The sequence below is a fragment of the Flavobacterium aerium genome (assembly GCF_030766725.1).
GTDB lineage: Bacteria > Bacteroidota > Bacteroidia > Flavobacteriales > Flavobacteriaceae > Flavobacterium > Flavobacterium aerium.
Map to the genome: position 1 here is coordinate 174,695 of NZ_JARQWR010000006.1, position 22,612 is coordinate 197,306.

Genomic DNA, 22,612 nt, shown 5'->3' on the forward strand with positions numbered 1-22,612 from the left:
TAATGAAAGATCAAAAAGAGTTTATATTACAAGGCGATTTGAAACAAGTGATGTGGCAAACATCATGGCCAGCAGTTGTCGCCATTGTACTATATGGAGTAAATAATTTCTTAGATGCAATATTTGTTGGGCGCTTAATCAATAACGAAGCCTTGGCAGCAGTAGGGATGGCGTATCCGCTTTCGCAAATTGTACTCGGCTTTGGAAGATTAATTGGAGTAGGTTCTAGTGCGGCATTGAGTATTTGGTTAGGTGCGAATGAGAAAGGAAAGCTCTATAAGCTGTTTGGCAGTTTTAATGTATTATGCCTTTTCTTCTCACTGGCTTTTACCATACCTGCCTATATATTTGCTCATGAACTATTGTATTTAATGGGGGCTCGAGGAACAATTGAAGTATTGGCAACCCAATATTTCAGAGTCACCTTGATTGGTTCTATTTTCTGGATTCATGGATTGGCCATTAACATGGTCGTTCGTGGAGAAGGAAAAATGAAAAAAGCCGCAGCAATGATTACCGTAGGATTAATAATTGATATACTACTAAAACCCATTTTTATTTCAACATTTGGATGGGGAGTAATGGGAGCAGCATGGGCAACAAATGTGGGAATGATAGTATATTCATTTTTAGGATTGTATTATTTTGCGAGTAAGAAAAACTCTTTTGAAACCAATTGGAAGTCACTATCCTATGATAAAGTGATTGGGAACAGCATCTTGAAATTGGGCTTTCCAGAGATGATTTTTTCTATTATGAACGTCTTGCAAAGCATGATTATCTTTAATGCCTTATCACAATATGGAACAGCCGATGATATCTCATTTTATACGGTAGTGAATCGTTTCTTTTTATTCTTACTGACACCATTATTTGGTTTGATGCGAGGTTTACAACCCGTGGTAGGGATGAATTATGGAGCGGGACAACATGAACGAGCAAAAAAATCATTGATTATTTATACCGTTACCGGAATCCTTATTCTAAGCCCATTTTATTTAGCCTCATTATTGTTTCCTGCAGAAGTAATAGGAACCATGTTGCCGAATACACATATAGAGATCGAACAATTGAATCATTTTAGGATTTACCTATCAACATTACCATTATTGCCTATTACGGTCTTAGCGTTGTCCTATTTCCCTGCAATAAACAATAGTAAAAAAGCAAGCTCATTGGCCTTATTACGTCAATTGGTATTCTATATCCCATTGATGATTTTACTTCCTATGTATTTTGGAATATCCAGTATTTATTGGGGAAGTGCTTTAATAGAAATAACAGTAGTGATTATTACTATAATTTTCATCAAAATGGATTTTGATGCGAAGAAGAAAGAAAAAGAATTAGTTTAAGATACAGCTTTGGAGTTTTGAATTTTTTGTACAATCCTTTTGAGTTTAGTATTAGTATAGAAAAGGAGAAACTCCTATAGTTTTTAAGTAGATTCGTCTGTATACGTTTCTAAAAACCAGTGACCTTCTTTTTTCTTAAAGTGGTAATCAATGTAGACGCCGTTGTTAATGCCTCTTTGCTTAACCGTTGCCTCATTTCCTTTTTCTTCAATCGTCTGTTTATAGTCACGATCCGTATAGAAAACATCAATAGGTTCCCATTCCGCTTTAGGAACATAATAATTGTGCATATCAAAATCAGCTTCATTCTCTACCTCCATATTCAATTGTACAATCTTTAGAGGAAATACAATTCGGCTGAGTTGAAAATCTTTATCCTTATTGAAACGGGCTAGAAAAGCATTTAGATTTTCTCCTTTATCAACAGAATCATTTGTTTTATCTGTTGATGGAGCTTCTATTGCAGATTCAGGAGCCACCACTTCTTTTTTCTGTTCTTTACATCCTAGAAGAATGAAATTCAAGAAAAGAGCGATAAGGCATATAGATTTAGTTTTCATGCTACTTCAATTTGTCTTTCAAATAAATTCCAGTAATAGATTTCTTATTCTTCACAATTGCTTCTGGTGTACCTTCCGCTAGAATCATTCCTCCATTTTCGCCACCCTCAGGACCTAAATCAATGATATAATCGGCACACTTAATTAAATCAAGATTATGTTCAATAACAATGATAGAGTGCCCTTTTTCTAGTAAGGCTTCAAATGAAGCCAATAGTTTCTTAATATCATGAAAATGCAGTCCTGTAGTAGGTTCATCAAATACAAATAAAGCTTTGTCTTTGGTTGTTCCTTTAACTAAGAAAGAAGCCAGTTTAATACGTTGTGCTTCTCCGCCCGATAGAGTAGAAGAGGACTGACCTAATTGAACATAACCCAACCCAACATCTTGTAAAGGTTGAAGTTTGCTGAATATTTTAGATTGTTTTGTTTTTTCAAAAAAGGCAATGGCATCATCAATGGTCATAGTTAAAATATCATCGATATTTTTCCCTTCAAAAGCCACCTCCAGAATCTCTTTCTTAAAACGTTTTCCATTACAAGTTTCACAAAGTAAATGAACGTCAGCCATGAATTGCATTTCAATGGTTACAGTACCATCACCTTTACAAGTTTCACAACGACCACCATCTACGTTAAAAGAGAAATGCTTCGGTTGATACCCTCTGATTTGAGATAATTTTTGTTTTGAAAACAAATCACGGATATCATCATACGCTTTGATATAAGTCACTGGATTTGAACGTGAACTTCGTCCAATAGGATTCTGATCTACGTATTCAATATGCTTAATTTGAGAGAAATTACCCGTCATTTCAGTAAATTGACCCGCTTTTTCACCAATTCCATCTAGTTTTTTCTGCATGGCAGGAAACAAGATTTTCTTAACCAATGTACTTTTTCCACTTCCAGAAACTCCAGTAATAACCGTTAAAGCTTCTAATGGGAATTTGACAGAAATATTTTTAAGATTGTTTTCGCGTGCGCCTACAATTTCAATGAAATTCTTTGTAGTTCTGCGGTGCTTGGGAACGGCAATTTCTAAATCACCATTCAGGTATTTAGCCGTTAAGGAATCCGACTTTAGGATGGCCTCAAAATCACCTTGCGCAACTAATTCTCCACCATAACTTCCGGCTTCTGGTCCAATATCAATAATCATATCGGCCGCTTTCATAATATCCTCATCATGTTCTACCACGATTACTGTATTTCCAAGATCACGAAGCGATAGTAATACTTTAATCAAACGTTCAGTATCTTTTGGATGAAGACCAATACTCGGTTCATCCAGAATATACATGGATCCTACTAAACTACTTCCTAAAGATGTAGCCAGATTGATACGTTGTGATTCTCCACCTGATAAACTGGCAGAATTACGGTTTAAAGTAAGATAAGCCAATCCAACTTCAGTTAAGAAAGAAAGACGATTATTGATTTCGACTAATAATCGTTTAGCCACTTTCATATCATATTCTGAAAGTTCCAATGCACTGAAAAATTCAGTTAGATTTTTAATCGGCAGAACGACTAGATCCGTAATATTTTTATCAGCAATTTTTACATAAGTAGCCTCAACACGTAAACGTTTCCCTTTGCAGGTAGGACATTTTGTTTTTCCACGATAACGTGAAAGCATTACTCTATTCTGTATTTTATAATTCTTTTCTTCCAATTCCTGAAAGAAATCATTTAATCCGGTGAAATAGGAGTTTCCTTCCCATACTAAAGCTTTTTGTTCATCTGTAAGCTCAAAGAACGGCTTGTGTATTGGGAAATCAAATTTATAAGCATTATTGACTAATTGATCTCTAAAGGCACTCATGCTATCGCCTCTCCAAGGGAAAATGGCATTTTCATAAATGGATAAGGCCGTATTGGGAACAACTAATTCGGTATCAATACCAATAATGTTACCATATCCTTCACAAGAAGGGCAGGCACCATAAGGATTATTAAAGCTGAAAAGATGAACATTTGGTTCTAAGAATGTAATACCATCTAATTCAAAATTATTACTGAAGTTATAGCGTTTATCAGTATTCAGTTCTTGTAAATAACAGGTTCCTTTACCTTCAAAGAAAGCGGTTTCAATAGCATCCGATAGACGGTTATAAAATTCTTCTTCTTCTTTCACGATAATACGGTCAATGATTAAGAAGATTTCCTTGGTTTTATGCTTTTTCTCATCCCATTCGTCAATACGAATCATTTCATTATCGACTAAAACTCTGGAATATCCCTGTTGTAAAAGAACACTCAGTTTATCCTTTAGCGTTCTTCCTTTTTCAAGAAGAATAGGGGAAATCAATAACCATTTGCTATCCAGTTCAAAAGTTTGAACAAGATTTACAACGTCAGAAACCGTATTCTTTTTTACTTCCAGATTCGAAATAGGCGAATACGTTTTTCCGATACGGGCAAAAAGCAATTTTAAATAATCATAGATTTCAGTTGAGGTACCTACAGTAGAACGGGCATTGGTCGTGTTTACTTTTTGCTCAATAGCAATTGCAGGAGCGATACCTTTAATATAATCTACCTTCGGTTTGTCCAGACGACCTAAGAATTGTCGCGCATAGGAAGATAAACTCTCTACATAACGGCGTTGTCCCTCGGCGTATAACGTATCGAAAGCCAAACTCGATTTTCCAGAACCCGATAAACCTGTTATAACCACCAATTTATTACGTGGAATAGCAACGTCAATGTTTTTAAGGTTGTGAATTTGAGCACCTTTTATTATAATATTCTTCTTAGGATCTAAAGTCGTAATGTCCGTTTTCATAGCAAAAAAGTCAATGTTGGCAAAGATAATCAATTATGGGCGAACTTTAAGTAGATAAGAGAAGACACTTTTATGTGGAAAAAGAAAAAATGGTCTATAAATTGCTGTCGCACAAAATTCTACAAATTGTGGAATTTGGATTTAAAAATTCTACAATTTTGAATTTATTGTACTGAAATGTGTTAAATTTTAATTTTTTATTGGGAAGTTTAAAAATAAATGCGCTACATTTGGTTAATATTAATCTTTATTTAACGCGAGCCTATACAATAAAATTACTTTTTTTAGAGAACGATTGAATTTTATACCAAAAACTAAAAAGTATTTTTTATGGCTAACGTTGTACTTCCAGACGCCGAATTGGTGAAGAGTTATGTGGCAGGTAACGAAACCGCTCTAGCAACACTAATTGAAAGGCACCAATCGAAAATTTACGGTTTTATTTATTCTAAAGTAACGGATAGAGATATATCGGACGATATTTTCCAAGATACTTTTATTAAGGTAATTAAAACGCTGAAATCAAATTCTTACAATGAAGAAGGTAAGTTTTTGCCATGGGTAATGCGTATTGCGCACAATCTTATCGTGGACCATTTTAGAAAAACAAAAAAAATGCCAATGTATAGAGAAACAGAGGAATTCTCTATTTTTTCAATCATGTCGGATAATCAGCCTAATGTTGAGGCTCGAATTATTGCAGATCAGGTTGAAGTAGATCTACAAAGACTTATTGAGGAATTACCAGCCGATCAAAAAGAAGTCTTAGTAATGCGTATTTATCAAGATCTAAGTTTTAAAGAAATATCAGAACTTACCGATGTGAGTATTAATACTGCTTTGGGAAGAATGCGCTATGCATTAATGAACTTAAGAAAGGTAATTGAAAAAAATCAAATTATATTGACAAATTAACAATATAAATATCTTTATGACGTTCTAATGAAAAAGGTAATTAATATGGCAAAAATCTACTCTAAATCATTAGCAACTAAAAAGATGTTACCAAAAAAGGAAACCATAGCATTCTTGTTAAACTATTCCAAAGCGGTTAGCTTTGTGAAAGGTAAGAACATGAATTATGAAATTATTGCTAATTAAAAAAGTCCCGATTTATCGGGACTTTTTTTTATAATATTCTTCAAGAACAGTTTTTCGTCCAATAGTTTTTGTAATAATATCTTTTTCTAAATCCCATCCACGGGCAGGAGAGTACTCTCTACCATACCAAATAATCTCAAGATGTAAATCATTCCATAATTCTTCTGGGAATAAACGTTTTGCATCACGTTCCGTTTGAACAACATTTTTCCCATTGCTCAGATTCCATCGGTACATCAATCGGTGAATGTGCGTATCAACAGGAAATGCAGGTATGCCAAATCCTTGTGACATTACAACACTAGCCGTCTTGTGTCCTACAGCTGGTAAAGATTCAAGGGCTGCATAATCCGCAGGAACCTGGCCATCGTATTTATCAATCAGTATGTGGGATAAGCCATATATTCCTTTAGATTTCATAGGAGATAAACCACAAGGTCTAATAATTTCCTTGATTTCTTCTACAGACATTTTAATCATGTCATAAGGATTATCAGCTTTTGCAAAAAGAATAGGCGTAATTTGATTAACCCTTACATCTGTACATTGTGCAGAAAGTAAGACTGCAATCAATAATGTATAAGTATCTTTATGATCGAGAGGAACAGGAATTTCTGGATATATTTCTTTTAACGTATTTATAACAAAGGCAACCTTTTCTTCTTTATTCATTTTCTTTACTTTTATTCAAAACAAATATAAGGTTATTATGACAACATTAAAAATAGGAGATAAAGCACCCAATTTTTCAGGAATAGATCAAGATGGAAAAACGCATAGCCTAAAAGATTATGCAGGGAAAAAATTAGTGGTATTCTTTTATCCCAAAGCAAATACACCTGGTTGTACAGCTGAAGCATGTAATATTAGTGATAATTATGAGCGTTTTAAACAACAGAATTATGAGATATTAGGTGTAAGTGCCGATTCGGCAGCAGCACAAGGTCGCTTTAGAAATAAATTTAGTTTTCCCTATCCGCTAATAGCCGATGAGCAGAAAGAAATGATTCAGGCGTTTGGAGTTTGGGGACCTAAAAAGTTTATGGGTAAAGAATACGATGGAATACATAGAACGACTTTTATTATTGATGAAAAAGGAATTATTATGGACATCATTGAAAAAGTAAAAACGAAAGATCATGCTGCTCAAATTCTAGGTTAGCAGTATTAATCAATAACATAAAAAAAAGCCCCGATATTTATCGGGGCTTTTTTTTAATTTGATTTTTCTTCTAAGAAAATAGTTGGATCATATCCAAATAAGTTATTTTTCTTGATAAGTTCTGCAATACCTACAGGAAGCATTTCTTCCCATCCTGGCTTTCCTTTACTAATCATTTTTAGTACTTCTCTCGAAAATACTTCTAGCGTATGTGGATCAAAATCGTCAATATCAATTACTTTTCCATTGAATTTGAAGAATTTGTACAATTCTTTCATTCGAGGATGAACTTTTAAATTTTCAGAAGTAATGATTTCTCCTTGTTCATCCTGCATCGGATATAAGAATACTTTTAAATCTCTATAGAATAGTTTACCAAAAGCTTCCAAAATACCTCCACTCAAATGACGGTAGTATTTTTCATCGAATATATCAATAAGGTTATTTACGCCCATTGCTAATCCCATGCGGGCTTTAGTATATACAGAGAAATATTCTACTACTTTATAATATTCTTGGAAATTTGAAATCATTACCGTTTGTCCTAAAGAGCAAAGTAATTCGGCACGATCCATAAAGTCACGTTCGTCAATTTCTCCGTCTGAACGAAGATTTGATAATGTAATTTCAAAAATTACCAGAGTATTGTCTTTGTTTACTTTATTTTCCTGAAGAAACATTTCATATGATTTCTCATACATATCCATATTTACTTTCGTCACAGGACGGAAACTTCCTCTTAAAGCAAGTATGTTTTTTTTGTATAAAATAGCAGCAGGAAGAATATTGTGGCCGTCTGGGCCAAACATTACGGCATCCGTCATGCCATTCTTAACCAATTGCAAACTCATTAAACGGTTATCTACATCGGCAAAACGAGGTCCAGAGAAGTTAATCGTGTCAATTTCTAACTGGTCTTTGTCTAAGTGATCGTAAAGATAACGGAGTAATTTTTTAGGGTCATTATATTTATAATAAGCACCATAAATTAAGTTTACACCTAATATACCTAATGTTTCTTGTTGTAATCGGGTATCGTTTTCTTTGAACTGAATATGAAGAATAATTTCATTGTAATCTTCATCTGGTTCAACTTGATATTTAATTCCTACCCAACCATGTCCTTTGTATTGTTTTGCATAATCAATAGTAGCTACAGTATTTGCAAAACTAAAGAAAAATTTACTTGGGTGTTTTTCGCGTTTTAAACGTTCCTCAATTAGGTTTACTTCATGAGAAAGCATTTTCTTCAGGCGGGATTCAGTAACATATCGGCCATCTTCTTCCATGCCGTAAATTGCATCACTAAAGTCTTTGTCATAAGCAGACATTGCTTTTGCAATGGTACCAGAAGAACGGCCGGCTCTAAAAAAGTGTCGAACAGTTTCCTGTCCTGCACCAATTTCAGCAAAAGTACCGTAAATGTTTTCGTTTAGATTAATACGAAGTGCTTTGTCCTTGATTGAAGGTATTTGTTCGATGACTCTATCACCTTTGAGGGTAATCTCAGTTTCTAGTTTTTCCATAGTCGTAATAATACTTTGCAAAGTTAACGATATAGGGAGGTTAATGAAAGAGAAATAATCCTATTTTTGTAAAAAAATAGTTAATTTTGAAGGTATATTTTTTAGGTACAGGTACTTCACAAGGTATTCCAGTAATAGGAAGTAATCATTCCGTTTGTAAAAGCACTGATTTTAAGGATAAAAGATTGAGAGTATCTGCTTGGATATCATGGGGAGAACACTCGTATGTCATCGATTGTGGTCCTGATTTTAGACAACAAATGCTGACTTCTAATTGTCAGAAAGTAGATGGTATTCTTTTTACCCATGAACATGCGGACCATACAGCAGGTTTGGACGATATACGTCCGTATTATTTTAAACAAGGAGCAATTCCTATTTATTTGCACGAAAGAGTATTACAATCTTTAGAACGAAGATTCGATTATATTTTTGAAGTAGAAAACCGTTATCCTGGTGCGCCGTCAGTTGATACGCATTTAGTATCAAATGATATCCCATTTGCCATTGGAGATAAAATGGTAATTCCGATTAATATTATGCATGGAGATCTACAAGTCTTTGGATATAGAATTGATGACTTTGCCTATTTAACAGATGCTAAAACTGTTGATGAGAAGGAGATAGAAAAACTAAAAGGACTTAAGGTTTTAGTAGTGAATGCATTACGGGAAGAACCGCATAATACACATTTTAATTTGCAGGAAGCGTTAGATTTTATAGCTTTGGTTCAGCCTGAAAAAGCCTATTTAACGCACATAAGTCACCTTCTAGGATTCCATGAAGAAGTTCAGAAGAAATTACCGGAGAATGTTTTTTTAGCCTACGATAATCTTGAAATAACCCTTTAATATTTAGTTTAATAAAAATGAAAAAAGCTATAGTTTACCTGTTTGTAATGTCATTGTTGTATAATATTTTTCAGTACATGAATGCAACAAAAATGTTGAAAGCAAAGGATGAAAGTATTGAAAAATTACACCAGAATTTAAAAGCTTCAAAAGATAGTTTGACAAAACTAAACAATGAGTTTGTGGAGTCCAATTATTTTTCATTAGAGAACAATGAAAATGCTTTGAACTATTTAGAAAAATACAATCTGGATGTAGTATTGCCAAAGATGAAAGACGAAATCATAGCGATGAATGAAGACCCAAAAGGGAATAAGCTGGTGCCTTATGATCAGATAAATGGAAATAAATTCATGATTAATAAAGTGAAGTTTTTAAACCACCGTTGGATTATCGCAGATTTTTCAGATGGTCAGATATGGGGAGAGGTAATTATTAAGTATTTTATTAATGCCGATGAAACTTTTAGCTTCGAAACTGTTGAATCAATTATCTACCCTAATACATAATTTAGTATTTTTACGATTAAATTATTACGAATATGAGAAAAATAGTTTTATTAGCGACATTAATTATTGGAACAGCATCATGCAATTTCACAAAAGGAAATTCTGATGAAACACCAGTAACTCCTGATAAAAAAGTAGTTTTAGGAGTAGACAAAGATGAGAAAGGTTGTGTAGGATCAGCAGGATACAGATGGTCTACTTTATTGAAAAAATGTATCCGCGTATTTGAAGAAGGTATTCGATTGAATCCTGTAAATGTAAATGAAGAAGATGCTGTTGTAAGTGCTTTTGTGATTTTTGAAGAAAATGGAAATAAAGCAGAGGTATTTTTACCAAATGAAAAGAACTCACTTATTTTTGAAAGAGAAGCAGAAGGGAAATCCTATTATAATGGAGATTGGTCTCTGTCGAATGTAAAAGGATATTTACTCAAAAAAGGAGATGAAACAATATACACCGGTGCGAATATTGTGGAAGCACAGCAAACAGGTGATGATAAAGAAGAAAATTAAAATTAATTTTGATAATAAAAAAAGGGACTTGATATCAAGTCCCTTTTTTTATTATTGTTCCAACCAATTTTTAAAATCATAAAAATTCTGTGGGGATACTCCATGTCCTATTGGATATTCTTTATAGGTAACATCAATACCGAATGCTTTTAAGGCATCTGGTGCTTTTCTAGCCCAGTCGATTGGGATAACCTGATCGACAGTTCCGTGTGATACAAACATCTTTAAAGCGCTATAATTTTTGGCATCCAATGATGCTGGAATAATATCGTTATTAAGATAGCCACTCAAGGCTACCACTCTCTGGATTTTTTCAGGATAGGTAAGCGCTACAGCATAGCTCAATATCGTACCTTGACTAAAACCAACTAAAGTAATATTATTAGGGTCAATAGGATACTCTGCAATAAGCTCATCAATAAAATTAGCAATAAGATCTCTCGATTCCATTGCCTGATCATTATCGGAGAATTTATTTTCGTCGGCATCAAAATGAATAGCGTACCAAGCATTCCCGTATGGTTTCATATCATAAGGAGCACGAGCTGAAATAACATAATATTCATCCGGTAGTTCAGTAGCAAATGAGAATAAATCTTCTTCATTACTACCATACCCATGTAATAATAGTAAAAGTGGATTTTTGTCTTTTTTGATTTTTGGTTCTCGGACTAAATGGTATAAGGATAATTCCATGGGATTAGTTTATGTTTTTAAATACTTTTTGAAACAATTCACCTACTAATGGAATTGGTCTATATTCCCCTTGTAATGCATTGATGAAACCAAATGCCCATAGGACAATGAAGAATACATAAAAGGCGGAGGAAACCATCCAACTGTCAAAATATCCAACAATATAGCCTAAGGCAAAAAAGGATAAGGATACACCCAAAGCTTGACGAATATGAAAAGCAGCAAAAGGGTTTTTAAGATCATTATTTTGTACTAAGGCAATAATGGTTCCAATAATGGTGAAATAACTAATTATAGCATGGTTTTTCCCAGCTTCGATAACTTCTTTATTCATGAGAATTATTTTAAAATCAACTGATTTTCATTATAAACTCCATAGACATTTCCTTTAGTTTTACTTCCAAGGAATGCTGAGTTTTTAGATTTTGATAGTATGTTTTGTTTCGTGAAATGGCTGTTTCCTTCTGGATTAAAGAAAGAAAGATTCGCTTTCTCACCTTCTGAAATAGTGGATACCGGTATTCCAAAAATAGTTTTTCCAGCAGTTAATTTTTCTACAATTAACTCTGTTGGCAATATGGTAGACAATGCTCCAAAAGCACTTTCTAATCCAATAGTACCATTTTTGGCCATATCAAATTCCATTTTTTTATGTTCTATATCGATAGGGTTATGATCGGTTGTAATAGCATCAATGATGCCCTCTTTTACAGCTTTTACTAAAGCTTTACGATCTGCTTCCTCTCGTAATGGAGGTGTAACTTTAAATCGAGTATCAAAACCTTCCAAAGCATCTTCTGTTAGTGTAAGGTGATGAACAGCAACACTACAGGTTACTTGTAATCCTTTTGCTTTAGCTTCTTTAATAAGTTGAGCGGACTTTGCCGTTGATATTGTTGGAATGTGTAATTTACCTCCTGTATATTCTAAAACAAATAAATTACGAGCAATTGTAAGTGTTTCGGCTAAAGCAGGTATACCTTTTAAACCTAGTTTTGTACTAGCAATACCTTCATTGGCAACACCATTTCCTTTGATTTTTTCATCTTGGCAATATGTGATTACCAAACCATCAAAATCTTGTACGTATTGTAAAGCAATCTTCAGAAGATTAGCATCGGATAGTGATTTTGTATAATCACCAAAAGCGACAGCACCTGCATTTTTCATGTCAAAAAGCTCTGCCATATCCTTGCCTTCACTTTCTTTTGTTAATGCACCAATAGGGTATACTTTTGTTGCAAAACCTGTAGCCTTTGTAAGTACAAAATGAACAGCAGATTGATTATCGATAATTGGAAATGTATTCGGTTGTGAAGCTACAGCAGTAAATCCGCTTTTTGCAGCTACAGTTAATCCATTTGCAATAGTTTCACGATCTTCAAATCCGGGTTCTCCTAGTGAACAACTACTGTCAAACCATCCATTAGATACATGAAGATTATCCAGTTTTAATTCCTTTACATTTTGTGAATTGCTAAGATTTTCACCAATTTCTTTAATGATGCCTTTTTCAATTCTAATATCCTTCACTTGATTGTGAAAAGGACTTTTAGAATCGATTATTTTGGCTTCTCTGATGATTAAGTTCATTTTACAAATTTTTGTATGAATATTTCAGTGGCTAAAAATAATAATGTCAATACTACGAACCAACGCCATATTTCGTTATTAGTTCGATCGGATTGTAATGTGTCAAAAACAGCGTCAATGCGATCAATTGTAGTATAGTTTGAAAGAGAAGGATTGCTTGCTTTTGCAATATCACTTTCTGTTCGGTTATAATTGAAACTGATGTTTTGTATGATGTTATCCTGTTTGTAAATGCTGAAGTTTCCAGCCTGTTCAGGATAATCATTGAACGTTAGTTTTACTTTGTTGTTTAATATTTGTTGTACCGGAATAAATTGTTCCGTATCGTTTTTTATGGAAACAATTTCATCTTTTGTAAGTAAAGCATCAATGAAATAAGGTTTGTTATCTCCAATGTATAAAGCAGTAACTCCTGATTTCTGATTGTTTTGTGCCATATTATAAAATGTTGGAACAATCAGTGGTGAGTTCTGAAAATTACTATTTTCTGTATTAATAGGAGCTGTAAATACATAAACAGCTTGAATTGGGTTTTGTATTCCCGTTAAAAAGGTATTTTGATCTTCAAAGGTTAAAATAGAAGGTAAAGAGCTACGAACATCAAAGGAAGCTTTTGCTTTTGGGTATTGAAAATTATCAATTTTCTTCTCAAAAACAGATTGATATAATGGATTGTTGAATGCTATCTTCGTAATTAATCGCTCAGTATTTTTTAAAGCTTGAAATTGAATGGCTCCATAACTCCCAATAAATCCATTGAGATTTGAAAGATTACTTTCTATAGAAGGAATCAGTACAATATTTTCGCCTTTTGTTGCAAAAGACTTTAAAGTAGTTTGTAATGCTTGTGGAATTTCTTTTAATTCATTCAGAATAATTGCATCTTGTTTTTCAAGAATATTGTAATCTAAGGTGTTTAATTCGGAATTAGAATATTCAAATTCTGGCTCCGTATAGATACGACTTAGAAAAGAACTTTTATCGGCTGTCCCAATACTAATGACATTCGTTTTTTGTGGTTTTGAAATACTAAAAAACAGTTGATTGTCATAATCCAAAGCATTATCAGTAATACTTACATAGCCATGAAAATCTTCTTTTGGAATTGTAAACGCAATTTCCTGTTCTTTTTTATCAAAAGAAAGAACCGTTTTAGCAATTAGCTTTTTCTGATTGTATAGCGCCACAGGAATAGACTTTGGAAGTTCTCCGTAGGCAGAGGCTTTTACTTTTATTTCATAGAAATTATCCAGTGTTTGATGTAGATAAACACTATCAATAGAAACATTATTTTTATTTTCTGCTTTCGGAATAACAAAGTAAGTAGTAGTAGAACTATCAATACTTTTTAATTGTTTTTCATTTAAATCAATCCCGTCAGTTATGATGACAATGTCTTTTTTATAGGGTGATTTTTTGGCTTTAATTTTGGCAATAAGATGATCTAATTGGAAAGGAGAAGCACTATAGTTAAGATCTTGTAATTCTTTGTGAACCGATTTAATATCTGTATTCCAATAGGTATCTGTATTGGTGATTAATGAAAAGCTTTGGTTTTCGGGAACACTTTCCAGTAAATCCTGAACGGCTCTTTTTAATAATTCACCTTTTTGTCCTTTCGCCTGCATACTGAATGAATTATCAAGCACAATGAATAATTCGTTAGTCGCATTTTTATGATCCTTTGCTTCAAAAAAAGGCTGAGCAAAAGCAATAACAATACAAGCTAAAATGAATAGTCGGGTGCAAAGGAGTAACCATTTTTTTAGTTTAGAACTTTTTCGCGTCTGAATACTCAGTTCCTGTAGGAAACGAACGTTAGTGAAATATTGTTTTTGGAAACGACGAAGTTGAAATAAATGAACCAGAATTGGAATAACCAGTAAGAAAAGAAAGTATAGGATTTCTGGGTGTTTAAAATGCATTCCAATCAAAGTTTGTCAAAAATACAATTTATTCGTGAATTGAACAAGATTAGTTTTTTCAAAAGTCTATTAATAAAAAAAGACGGCTACAAACCGTCTTTTATCTTATTCTTTATCTTTATTTTTTTTCTTTAGCGCTCTGGTTTTTTCAACACCACGATTTCTAGGTTTTGTTTTTCTAGGCTTCGTTTTTCCAGGACCACCAAGATTTACTTTCTTGTTTTTCTCTTTCTTTTCATGAAAAGCACCATCTCCTTTTTTGACTTTTTTCATTAAGAATTTGATTTTCTGCCTATCTTTTTCTGCTTCAATTAATACCGTCGAAATTTCTACTTCTTCTGGAATAGGAAGAATTTTAATTTCTTGATTCATTAATAGTTCCACTTCGATTTTTAAATCTTCTTCACGTGGAGCAATAAAGCTAATAGCAGTTCCAGTTGCATCTGCACGACCAGTTCGACCAATTCTGTGCATGTATAATTCTGGTTCTTCTGGAGACTCAAAGTTTATAACATGTGAGATGTTAGAAATATCCAAACCTCTGGCCATAATATCTGTTGTAATAAGACCTCTCAATTGACCTTCTTGAAAAGAAGCCATTGTATTTAAACGGTAATTTTGAGATTTATTAGAATGGATTACGCCAAATTGATCTGGAAAATCTTCTGCGATACGATCGTGAAGCATATCGGCAATCTTTTTATTGTTTACGAAAACTAAGATTCTTTCAAAAGTATCATCCGTAGCCAATAAACGTTTCAATAAATTAATCTTGGTATTGAAATTAGGAACGTGATATGATATTTGATTGATGTTTTCTAGCGGAGTTCCTGAAGGTGCTAATGAAACTTCTTCTGGGAAATCGAAGAAATCATTTAAGATTTCATCTACTTCATCCGTCATAGTAGCAGAGAATAAGATATTCTGACGTTTTGGTTTCATCATCGCTAAGATGGAAGTCACTTGGAAACGGAATCCTAAATTCAGCATTTCATCAAACTCATCAATGACAAGCTTCTGTGTTTCATCAAAACGAATTACATTGTCCAAAGCCAAATCCATAATACGACCTGGTGTACCTACTAGAAGGTCAATTCCTTGGTATACTTTTGTTTTCTGTGTATTGATATTCACACCTCCGTAGATACCTACAGTACGTACAGACATGTATTTTGTTAGTTTTTCAACTTCTTCCACTACCTGTACTACTAGTTCACGTGTAGGAACAATGATTACAATTTTTGGCGTTTCAGTAGGTGTAAATTTGTAAAGTTTTAATAACGGTAATAAATAGGCAAAAGTCTTACCTGTACCCGTTTGCGCAATTCCCATCATATCTCGACCCGACATAATTACAGAGAATGATTTTTCCTGAATAGGAGTAGGAGTTGTTAATCCCAAGTCATTCAGTGCTTTTTGTACGGATTTTGGAAGATTAAATTGTTCGAAAGTGCTCATAAAGTCAATATTTCGGCAAAGATACGCTTTTTTAAAGTATAAATTTAACACGATGTTTTAGGACCCTTTTCAAGGGGCAAAAAACGCTAAATGACTTTTATTTAAGAATCGCGTTCTGTTGTATACAAGTCCAAATCACGTTGCAGATTAAACCCTTTTTTTACAATAGTTAATTTTTTTGTAGGTCTTTTTAAAAAGTCATTGGATGAAGTAGCTGCTATAGTCCATAAATCATAGATATCTTGCTTTGCATTTTTCAAAACGGGAAATTTACTGATGATGACGAATTTTTTGCCTTTTACTTTTTTATAGAAAACGGGTTCATTTTTATAAAAATTTCCAATGTAATCCACGGTTTCAGTAAACTCTTCTGAAGTTAGGAAAGCCTGAATTTCATTTCGTTTCTCTTCGTTTTTATATTCTGGATTGGTTTTTAGTAAAATATGATGTCTATTTTCTTCTGTAATAAGAATATCCTTACTCAAGAATTTTCGAGCAAAACTCGCATTTTTAATAGGACTCTTTTTGTAAAAAGCACTCAATAGATCTTCATAAGTAATAGTAGAATCCAATTGAAGGGAGCTAAAATCAGTTTTCAGATATTCTCTAAAGCTTTGATTCAAGTTCAGGAAGCTGACAACTTTATATAAGTCATTTTCTTTTTTTAGATAATAACCTTTTTTATCAATGGTGATGTAACCAAAACCTAGAGTGTTTTTTAATACCTCAAATATATCAACTTCAGAAAATTCAATTTTTGAAGTACCGTTTTCTGAAATTTTTATTGTTGCAATCATAATAATGTTTGAGAATTAAGAATCTGAATTTTGGACAAAAGTAAAGTAATATTTATGGATTCGGTTCTTTATTTTAAAAATGAAAAATAGAGGGTGTTAATACATGTTTTGTTTTTTAACGTAATAACTATAATATAATTTATTTTTTAACTTAATTATGATTATTTAACATACATTTATGGAAACCCTAAACATATTTTATATGAAAAAAATTTATGCTTTATTATTAGTATTAACCATGTACTCGGCCTTTGGTCAAGATGGAAGTCTAGACACTTCTTGGAGTACGACTGTTGGTTCATGGGATTTTGTCCAAGATCCCAATGGTAATATTTACGTTGCAAACTCAACAGTTAGCAAAGTTTTGCCGAATGGTGCCGCTGCACCAGGTTTTATTTCACCATCTTATATTGAGTATACCAATCGTATATTTTACCATGATGAAGGAAGTGTATTTGTGGGTGGCCCATTTGTAAACTACAATGGGACAGGCAAAAACTATGTATTGAAATTTAATGCGGCAACAGGAGCTTTAGTCGCAGGTTTTACTGCTGCTTTACCGATTAATACTCAGGTAGTAAGCATATCACAACTGCCAAATGGACGTTTATTAGTAGGTGCTATGGCGTTTGGGATAGCAGGACCAACAATATCTAAAAGCTTTTTCTGTCTGAATCAAACAACGGGAGCAATAGATCCTACCTTTAACAATGGATCGAATGGAATTAGTACTATTGCTAGTGTATGGAATATGACAAGAGATCAGAATAATACCACCATCATAGCGGGGAATTTTTCACATTATAATGGTGCACAGCGAGATGGTATTGCGAAGATAAACCAAGATGGATCATTACAGCCGTTTACTTTTTTAGGAAAGAATTCGAATGGACTTTTTCAATCTGTAGGGGTGCATATGAGTAGCGGTGATATTGTAGTAGGAGGTGATTTTACCCATACCCCAACTGGTAGAAAAAATTTACTGCGGATAAAAAGTGACGGTAGTTTAGATACTAGTTTTAACCCACAATTAAATGGTATTTACACAGCAATACAAAAAGTATTGGTGTTATCTTCTGGAAAAGTGCTCATAATGGGATCTTTTCAATCCATTGGGGGTGTACCACGACCAGGGATTGCCCGATTAAATATTGATGGTTCATTAGATACCTGCTTTGATCCCGGAACGGGTCCTAAATATGGACTTGAATCATCTTCTATTGAATTTGCTCAATTGGATTCAAAAGAGAACTTACTCATAACGGGTGCATTTGATACATTTAATGGAATTACTGTAAATCCGAATTCAATTCTAAAATTGAGAGCTAATACTGTATTAGTTGCTAACCCAGATACAGCTACAGTAACCAAAGGAACAACAACAGTGACTGCTGTGCCAAATGTATTAGTAAATGATTTTTATAATGGAATCCAAGCATCTATATTTAATGTTACAATCAGCCAAGATGGACTATATCCTGCAGGTATAAGTTTGGATCCTTTCACAGGAGCTGTTAAAGTTGAATCAAGTGTATTAGCTGGAACTTATGTAATTAACTATAAAATATGTCCAAAAAATTCAAATTGTAACTGTGCAACTGCTACTGTGACAATTGTAGTTAAAGCTCCAATAGTCCCAATTATAGCAAATGACGATAGTGGTAGTGCATATGCTGGTTCAGCAACCAATGTATTAAATGTATTGGCAAACGACAGTTTTAATAATGGTAGTGCGAATGGATTGAATGTTTCAATAATTTCGCAAACAATACTACCACCTTGGTTAAAATTTACAACAACAATTGGTGGAAGTTCAGTGTACGGCGATATAAGTGTTTTAGCAACAGCACCTGTCGGTACATATACTTTTACCTATCAGATTTGTAATAAAAATAATTCTGCAAACTGCGATTCTGCTACAGTAACGATCACCATACTTAGTTCGGAGTTAGTAAATGGTATTCGAGCTAACGAACTTGTTAGACTTTCTGGATTACAAAGTACAAGTGATATTATTATTGCAGGATATTTTACAACATACAATAATATTAGTACTATGCGTATTGCCCGATTAAATCCCAATTTAACATTGGATACTTCATTTAATGCAATAGGTCCAGTTCCTAATAATACTACAGTGTATGATTTTAAAATCCAACCGGATAACAAAATAGTAGTAGTAGGACAGTTTACTGGATTTAGTGGTGGGACTACTGGAAAAGGAATCACTAGATTGACAAAGGATGGAGATTTGGACCCGCAATTTAATAATAGTGGTGCTGGTGCTGGTGGAGAAGGAGTAATTTACACTACATGTTTACAAAATGATGGTAAAATTCTTATAGCAGGCAAGTTTACAACGTATAATGGCGTTACAAAGAATAATATTGCTCGGTTAAATTCTACAGGTGGTATTGATATGTCTTTTGGCTCATCTACAGGGTTTATAGGTACTCCTAACTCAATGGTTATACAGCCTGATGGGAAAATTGTTGTGGTAGGGACATTTGGTTATTATCAAGGTGTATTGGCTAATGGAATTATACGACTAAATATTGATGGAAGTATTGATTCAAACTTTTTAGGTCAAACTGGAACTGGGCTTACCGGAAGTTCAGGAACCTATGGTTATGATGCTATGAAAGTATTTTTACAACCTGATGGTAAAATTATTGTTATTGGAGATTTTACAGCTTATAATAATGTTTCGCGTAGAGGTATAATAAGATTACTTTCTAATGGAGCTATGGATAACACTTTTGTTCCTGGAGTTTATAATGGTTTAATACGTACAGTGGCGCTTACACCAAATGGGCAAATGTACATTGGTGGAGATTTTACAACTTTAAATGGAACTTCCGTAAATTCAATTGTACGATTAAATACAAATGGAGTTTATGACAGTACTTTTGATACGGGAACGGGACCTGCTGGACGAGTATGGACACTTACAAGACAACCATTCGATGGGAAAGTAATTGTAGGAGGACAGTTTACGACATACAATGGTATAGCAGCAGGCAATATAACTAGAATTGCACCTGGTATTCCAGGTTCTCAATCGAGAGAAATTAACCCAGAGATGGATATCAATTTCATACAAAAAAATTCGATTGCAATTTATCCCAATCCAAGTGAAGGAGTTTTTAATATAGATTTCAAAGGTTATGAGTATGAGAAGTTTGATATGACAATTCATAATGCTTTAGGACAATTGATTTATCAAGGAGTAGTTACACCACAAAATACAAATCAGATAGATTTAAGTAAATTTGAAGGAGGAAGCTATTTTGTTAAACTTCAAAATAATAATGAAACGATTAATAAGATAATCGTTAAGAAATAAAGCCTCATGCATTTATGAAAATCCTCAGTAATTTACTGGGGATTTTTTATTTTGAATAAATGGTATATTTTGTATTTTGCAATACATATAATCCTACACTACAAATGAGTAATACTATAGAAAAAGTATCAAAAGCTATCATCCATTTTATAGAAACATACATTGAAGATGCAGTAACAAGACGCAAAGACGATATAAAAGGAATAGTAGATGGTAAAACACTATATGTTGGTATAGAAGATACTTTAATCATTGGATATGCACCCAATGGGAAAGTAGATTTAGCCTCACATGAATTTTTTGATTCTGATTTTGAAACAAATATTGGAGCATTAGAACATCCTTTTACAGAAGATCAGCTTAATAAGGAGTTGATCCCTCAATTAACAGCTCGATTATTAAAGCTTATTGAAGAAAGAAAAGACGATTCTTTTTTTGATTATAAATATGAAATAACAGTCAATTTTAAAACAACTGCCAAAGGAGTAATTAGATCGACAATTATATCCTATGTAAATGAAATTAAGAAAGAGCAACTGCAAGAAAGGGTAGTAGCGTACATTGATCAGAAAATCCTTCAAGGAAAATTTCCGACAAAAAAACTAGATACGTTCTTTTTATGTACTCATTTGCTAGATCCAAAACTATATCCAATCGTTGATTCGGATCAAGTCATCCAAATTCTAGATAAGATTTTAGAATTAAATAAAAACCGAAAAGAAGCATTAAAAGAGCATATAGAAAACATTGTATTAATACTGGCAGACTGGATAAAAAAAGTATTTCTTCCTCAATATTTCGATTTAAATCAAAATGAATGGGGTGAGAAACAATGGGTATTAAAAGAGAATAACACACAAGAAATTGTTGGGGTTGAACTATTAGCCTATACGGCAATCCTAATCATGAAGGGAGGAGCAGATCACTATAGAAGAGATGACGGAGTTGAGTTTTTAAAATATGCTGAAAAATTAGGTTATGCTGAAGCAAAATCTATTTTGAAAATAGGAACTGGACACTATGATTTTAAAGATATTCATTTTAAAGATGTTGCTGTAGAATTTACAGCAAATGACATACTCTCCACCTTTACCATATCTATAAAAGAAGAAACAGCAGAGAATTACGGCAAGGCTTTAAGTTTTATCAATAATCTGCTAAAGATGGATTTTGCGGATACTTATAGTATCATATTGAAGTCAAAAGTAAAAAACTATTTACCCATCAATAATTTAGGAAAAGCACCAACACATCGTTTTTTTGCCAATGCATTACAATATCCATCACTACATGAAGCAATAGCGCAATATGCACAATTGACAATGAAAGATTTTGGATGGTATAACGATATAGAAAACGAATTATGTGCAATGCCCGGAACCTATGCAGTATACGGTTTGGCCTTGTTGGATAAAAAATATTTCCCGTTAGTAGAGCAATTTATGACGCTAATAGATTACGAACATCAGTCGAATCAAGTTCATTTTATTGAGGTATTTATTGAAAAGTATGGAGTGAGCCCAGATAGTATAGGAGTCATAACCAAAACCTTATTGACTTGTGGTGAAATTGTAAAACGATCTAAAATGGTGAAATATTTTCAAACCACTGAAAGCATTCAATTACTCTTAGACAATTTGAAAAGTTACAAAGAGCATGAATGTATGAGTATTGTTTTTGGTATTTTCGGGGAAAAAGCGGATATCGATAAACTTGCAAAGAAAAAAGAACCTGCTATAAAAGAATTATTAAATCAAATAAGCCTATTAGTTGATGAATAATGAGATAGCAAAAGAATTGATAGCATTGGCACAATATGATCTAGCCGTGCGAGAACGACTTTATCAAGAGGGGAAGCTAATGGACGGCTATAATCCTGAAATGGAAGCAGTACATATAGAGAACGCTACCAAACTTAAAAATATTATTGCATTAATAGGATGGCCAACAATTGATAAAGTAGGAGTAGAAGCCAGTGATTCGGCATGGTTAATCGCACAACACTCCATAGGAGATCCACAATTTATGAAACAGTGTTTATCCTTAATGGAGGCGAATATAGAGCAGATTAATCCTCAAAATATAGCGTATATGCACGATAGAATTTGCTGTTACCAAGGCAGATTACAACGTTATGGTACGCAATATAATAAAGACGGTTCATTTTGCCCTGTAGAGGATAAAGACCAAGTAAATGCTAATAGAGCAAGAGTGCAATTAAAACCCATTTCTATTGAACGAATTAATGAAAAAGATACTTTAGGTGATGATCCTCAGTATAATGAATGGCGTAAAAAAGTAGGGTGGATATTGTAGACTACAAATATGCCTTTTCCCATCCTATGGAATGGCATTGTCGTTGGTCTAGTTACCAATGATCCTCTTTTTTATTAGAATAAATTGTTTCTTCAACAAATCTAATGTATCCTT

General features: G+C 33.3%; 20 protein-coding genes. 10 read left to right on the plus strand and 10 right to left on the minus strand.

From position 1 onward, the window contains the following. Window positions 1-2 precede the first annotated feature (2 nt). Window positions 3-1,355 (plus strand): MATE family efflux transporter, encoded by a 1,353-nt coding sequence (locus tag P6733_RS10025; protein WP_306352727.1) that lies wholly within the window; start codon window positions 3-5, stop codon window positions 1,353-1,355. A gap of 83 nt (window positions 1,356-1,438) precedes the next feature. On the opposite strand, the gene P6733_RS10030 is transcribed toward P6733_RS10025, so the two are convergent. Both P6733_RS10030 and uvrA read right to left on the minus strand, forming a co-directional pair. Further along, complete coding sequence (locus tag P6733_RS10030; RefSeq protein ID WP_306352728.1) at window positions 1,439-1,915, minus strand: DUF4348 domain-containing protein; 477 nt, start codon at window positions 1,913-1,915, stop codon at window positions 1,439-1,441. 1 nt (window position 1,916) lies between these two features. Next, window positions 1,917-4,706, minus strand: coding sequence for an excinuclease ABC subunit UvrA (uvrA, locus tag P6733_RS10035; RefSeq protein WP_306352729.1), 2,790 nt, complete (start codon window positions 4,704-4,706; stop codon window positions 1,917-1,919). A gap of 330 nt (window positions 4,707-5,036) precedes the next feature. Between uvrA and P6733_RS10040 the strand changes: the two genes are divergently transcribed. Together P6733_RS10040 and P6733_RS10045 are read left to right on the plus strand one after the other, a co-directional pair. Then, a complete protein-coding gene (locus P6733_RS10040; protein WP_306352730.1) occupies window positions 5,037-5,621 on the plus strand; it encodes an RNA polymerase sigma factor in 585 nt (194 codons plus the stop codon). 45 nt (window positions 5,622-5,666) lie between these two features. Continuing rightward, entirely contained in the window at window positions 5,667-5,807 is a 141-nt protein-coding gene (locus P6733_RS10045) for a hypothetical protein (protein ID WP_306352731.1), read from the plus strand. A 12-nt stretch (window positions 5,808-5,819) separates the two neighbouring features. Here P6733_RS10045 and P6733_RS10050 read toward each other — a convergent pair whose 3' ends face one another. After that, window positions 5,820-6,479 carry an endonuclease III domain-containing protein gene (locus P6733_RS10050; protein ID WP_306352732.1) on the minus strand — a complete coding sequence of 220 codons (660 nt, stop codon included), beginning with the start codon at window positions 6,477-6,479 and terminating at the stop codon, window positions 5,820-5,822. Window positions 6,480-6,516: 37 nt separating this feature from the next. Here P6733_RS10050 and bcp point away from each other — a divergent pair, with 37 nt between their 5' ends. Next, window positions 6,517-6,969 (plus strand): thioredoxin-dependent thiol peroxidase, encoded by a 453-nt coding sequence (gene bcp, locus P6733_RS10055; RefSeq protein WP_306352733.1) that lies wholly within the window; start codon window positions 6,517-6,519, stop codon window positions 6,967-6,969. A gap of 53 nt (window positions 6,970-7,022) precedes the next feature. Here bcp and P6733_RS10060 read toward each other — a convergent pair whose 3' ends face one another. Next, window positions 7,023-8,495, minus strand: a complete 1,473-nt coding sequence (locus P6733_RS10060; protein ID WP_306352734.1) for a TonB-dependent receptor — start codon at window positions 8,493-8,495, stop codon at window positions 7,023-7,025. Window positions 8,496-8,581: 86 nt separating this feature from the next. On the opposite strand from P6733_RS10060, the gene P6733_RS10065 reads away from it, so the two are divergent. The 3 genes from P6733_RS10065 to P6733_RS10075 are packed head-to-tail and all read left to right on the plus strand — an operon-like array spanning window position 8,582 to window position 10,367. Further along, window positions 8,582-9,346, plus strand: a complete 765-nt coding sequence (locus P6733_RS10065; protein WP_306352735.1) for an MBL fold metallo-hydrolase — start codon at window positions 8,582-8,584, stop codon at window positions 9,344-9,346. 17 nt (window positions 9,347-9,363) lie between these two features. After that, entirely contained in the window at window positions 9,364-9,855 is a 492-nt protein-coding gene (locus P6733_RS10070) for a hypothetical protein (protein WP_306352736.1), read from the plus strand. A 32-nt stretch (window positions 9,856-9,887) separates the two neighbouring features. Beyond that, window positions 9,888-10,367, plus strand: a complete 480-nt coding sequence (locus P6733_RS10075) for a hypothetical protein (protein WP_306352737.1) — start codon at window positions 9,888-9,890, stop codon at window positions 10,365-10,367. Between the two features lie 51 nt (window positions 10,368-10,418). Here P6733_RS10075 and P6733_RS10080 read toward each other — a convergent pair whose 3' ends face one another. From P6733_RS10080 to P6733_RS10105, 6 genes are all read right to left on the minus strand, one after another. Beyond that, window positions 10,419-11,063, minus strand: a complete 645-nt coding sequence (locus tag P6733_RS10080; RefSeq protein ID WP_306352738.1) for an alpha/beta hydrolase — start codon at window positions 11,061-11,063, stop codon at window positions 10,419-10,421. A 4-nt stretch (window positions 11,064-11,067) separates the two neighbouring features. Further along, complete coding sequence (locus P6733_RS10085; protein ID WP_306352739.1) at window positions 11,068-11,397, minus strand: DUF4870 domain-containing protein; 330 nt, start codon at window positions 11,395-11,397, stop codon at window positions 11,068-11,070. A 5-nt stretch (window positions 11,398-11,402) separates the two neighbouring features. Continuing rightward, window positions 11,403-12,656 carry a dihydroorotase gene (locus P6733_RS10090; protein ID WP_306352740.1) on the minus strand — a complete coding sequence of 418 codons (1,254 nt, stop codon included), beginning with the start codon at window positions 12,654-12,656 and terminating at the stop codon, window positions 11,403-11,405. Beyond that, complete coding sequence (locus tag P6733_RS10095) at window positions 12,653-14,581, minus strand: vWA domain-containing protein (RefSeq protein ID WP_306352741.1); 1,929 nt, start codon at window positions 14,579-14,581, stop codon at window positions 12,653-12,655. The genes P6733_RS10090 and P6733_RS10095 overlap by 4 nt, the downstream gene beginning before the upstream one ends. Before the next feature lie 105 nt (window positions 14,582-14,686). After that, complete coding sequence (locus P6733_RS10100; protein WP_306352742.1) at window positions 14,687-16,039, minus strand: DEAD/DEAH box helicase; 1,353 nt, start codon at window positions 16,037-16,039, stop codon at window positions 14,687-14,689. Window positions 16,040-16,140: 101 nt separating this feature from the next. Next, the gene (locus P6733_RS10105; protein ID WP_306352743.1) at window positions 16,141-16,836 is read right to left on the minus strand and encodes a hypothetical protein; all 696 of its coding nucleotides are present in this window, start codon (window positions 16,834-16,836) and stop codon (window positions 16,141-16,143) included. 202 nt (window positions 16,837-17,038) lie between these two features. On the opposite strand from P6733_RS10105, the gene P6733_RS10110 reads away from it, so the two are divergent. From P6733_RS10110 to P6733_RS10120, 3 genes are all read left to right on the plus strand, one after another. Beyond that, window positions 17,039-20,182 (plus strand): T9SS type A sorting domain-containing protein, encoded by a 3,144-nt coding sequence (locus P6733_RS10110; RefSeq protein WP_306352744.1) that lies wholly within the window; start codon window positions 17,039-17,041, stop codon window positions 20,180-20,182. Window positions 20,183-20,286: 104 nt separating this feature from the next. Beyond that, window positions 20,287-21,963: a DUF6138 family protein gene (locus P6733_RS10115; RefSeq protein WP_306352745.1), complete on the plus strand. Its 1,677-nt coding sequence runs from the start codon at window positions 20,287-20,289 to the stop codon at window positions 21,961-21,963. Then, on the plus strand, window positions 21,956-22,498 hold the full coding sequence (locus P6733_RS10120; protein ID WP_306352746.1) for a DUF6624 domain-containing protein: 543 nt from the start codon (window positions 21,956-21,958) through the stop codon (window positions 22,496-22,498). The genes P6733_RS10115 and P6733_RS10120 overlap by 8 nt, the downstream gene beginning before the upstream one ends. Window positions 22,499-22,612 lie beyond the last annotated feature (114 nt).

Coding starts and splice junctions, on each gene's coding strand:
- P6733_RS10085 (WP_306352739.1), bottom strand. CDS start 11,397: ATGAATAAAGAAGTTATCGAAGCTGGGAAAAACCATGCTATAATTAGT.
- P6733_RS10080 (WP_306352738.1), bottom strand. CDS start 11,063: ATGGAATTATCCTTATACCATTTAGTCCGAGAACCAAAAATCAAAAAA.
- P6733_RS10090 (WP_306352740.1), bottom strand. CDS start 12,656: ATGAACTTAATCATCAGAGAAGCCAAAATAATCGATTCTAAAAGTCCT.
- P6733_RS10045 (WP_306352731.1), top strand. CDS start 5,667: ATGGCAAAAATCTACTCTAAATCATTAGCAACTAAAAAGATGTTACCA.
- P6733_RS10025 (WP_306352727.1), top strand. CDS start 3: ATGAAAGATCAAAAAGAGTTTATATTACAAGGCGATTTGAAACAAGTG.
- P6733_RS10060 (WP_306352734.1), bottom strand. CDS start 8,495: ATGGAAAAACTAGAAACTGAGATTACCCTCAAAGGTGATAGAGTCATC.
- P6733_RS10110 (WP_306352744.1), top strand. CDS start 17,039: ATGAAAAAAATTTATGCTTTATTATTAGTATTAACCATGTACTCGGCC.
- P6733_RS10070 (WP_306352736.1), top strand. CDS start 9,364: ATGAAAAAAGCTATAGTTTACCTGTTTGTAATGTCATTGTTGTATAAT.
- P6733_RS10030 (WP_306352728.1), bottom strand. CDS start 1,915: ATGAAAACTAAATCTATATGCCTTATCGCTCTTTTCTTGAATTTCATT.
- P6733_RS10115 (WP_306352745.1), top strand. CDS start 20,287: ATGAGTAATACTATAGAAAAAGTATCAAAAGCTATCATCCATTTTATA.
- P6733_RS10050 (WP_306352732.1), bottom strand. CDS start 6,479: ATGAATAAAGAAGAAAAGGTTGCCTTTGTTATAAATACGTTAAAAGAA.
- bcp (WP_306352733.1), top strand. CDS start 6,517: ATGACAACATTAAAAATAGGAGATAAAGCACCCAATTTTTCAGGAATA.
- P6733_RS10100 (WP_306352742.1), bottom strand. CDS start 16,039: ATGAGCACTTTCGAACAATTTAATCTTCCAAAATCCGTACAAAAAGCA.
- P6733_RS10095 (WP_306352741.1), bottom strand. CDS start 14,581: ATGCATTTTAAACACCCAGAAATCCTATACTTTCTTTTCTTACTGGTT.
- P6733_RS10105 (WP_306352743.1), bottom strand. CDS start 16,836: ATGATTGCAACAATAAAAATTTCAGAAAACGGTACTTCAAAAATTGAA.
- P6733_RS10120 (WP_306352746.1), top strand. CDS start 21,956: ATGAATAATGAGATAGCAAAAGAATTGATAGCATTGGCACAATATGAT.
- P6733_RS10075 (WP_306352737.1), top strand. CDS start 9,888: ATGAGAAAAATAGTTTTATTAGCGACATTAATTATTGGAACAGCATCA.
- P6733_RS10040 (WP_306352730.1), top strand. CDS start 5,037: ATGGCTAACGTTGTACTTCCAGACGCCGAATTGGTGAAGAGTTATGTG.
- uvrA (WP_306352729.1), bottom strand. CDS start 4,706: ATGAAAACGGACATTACGACTTTAGATCCTAAGAAGAATATTATAATA.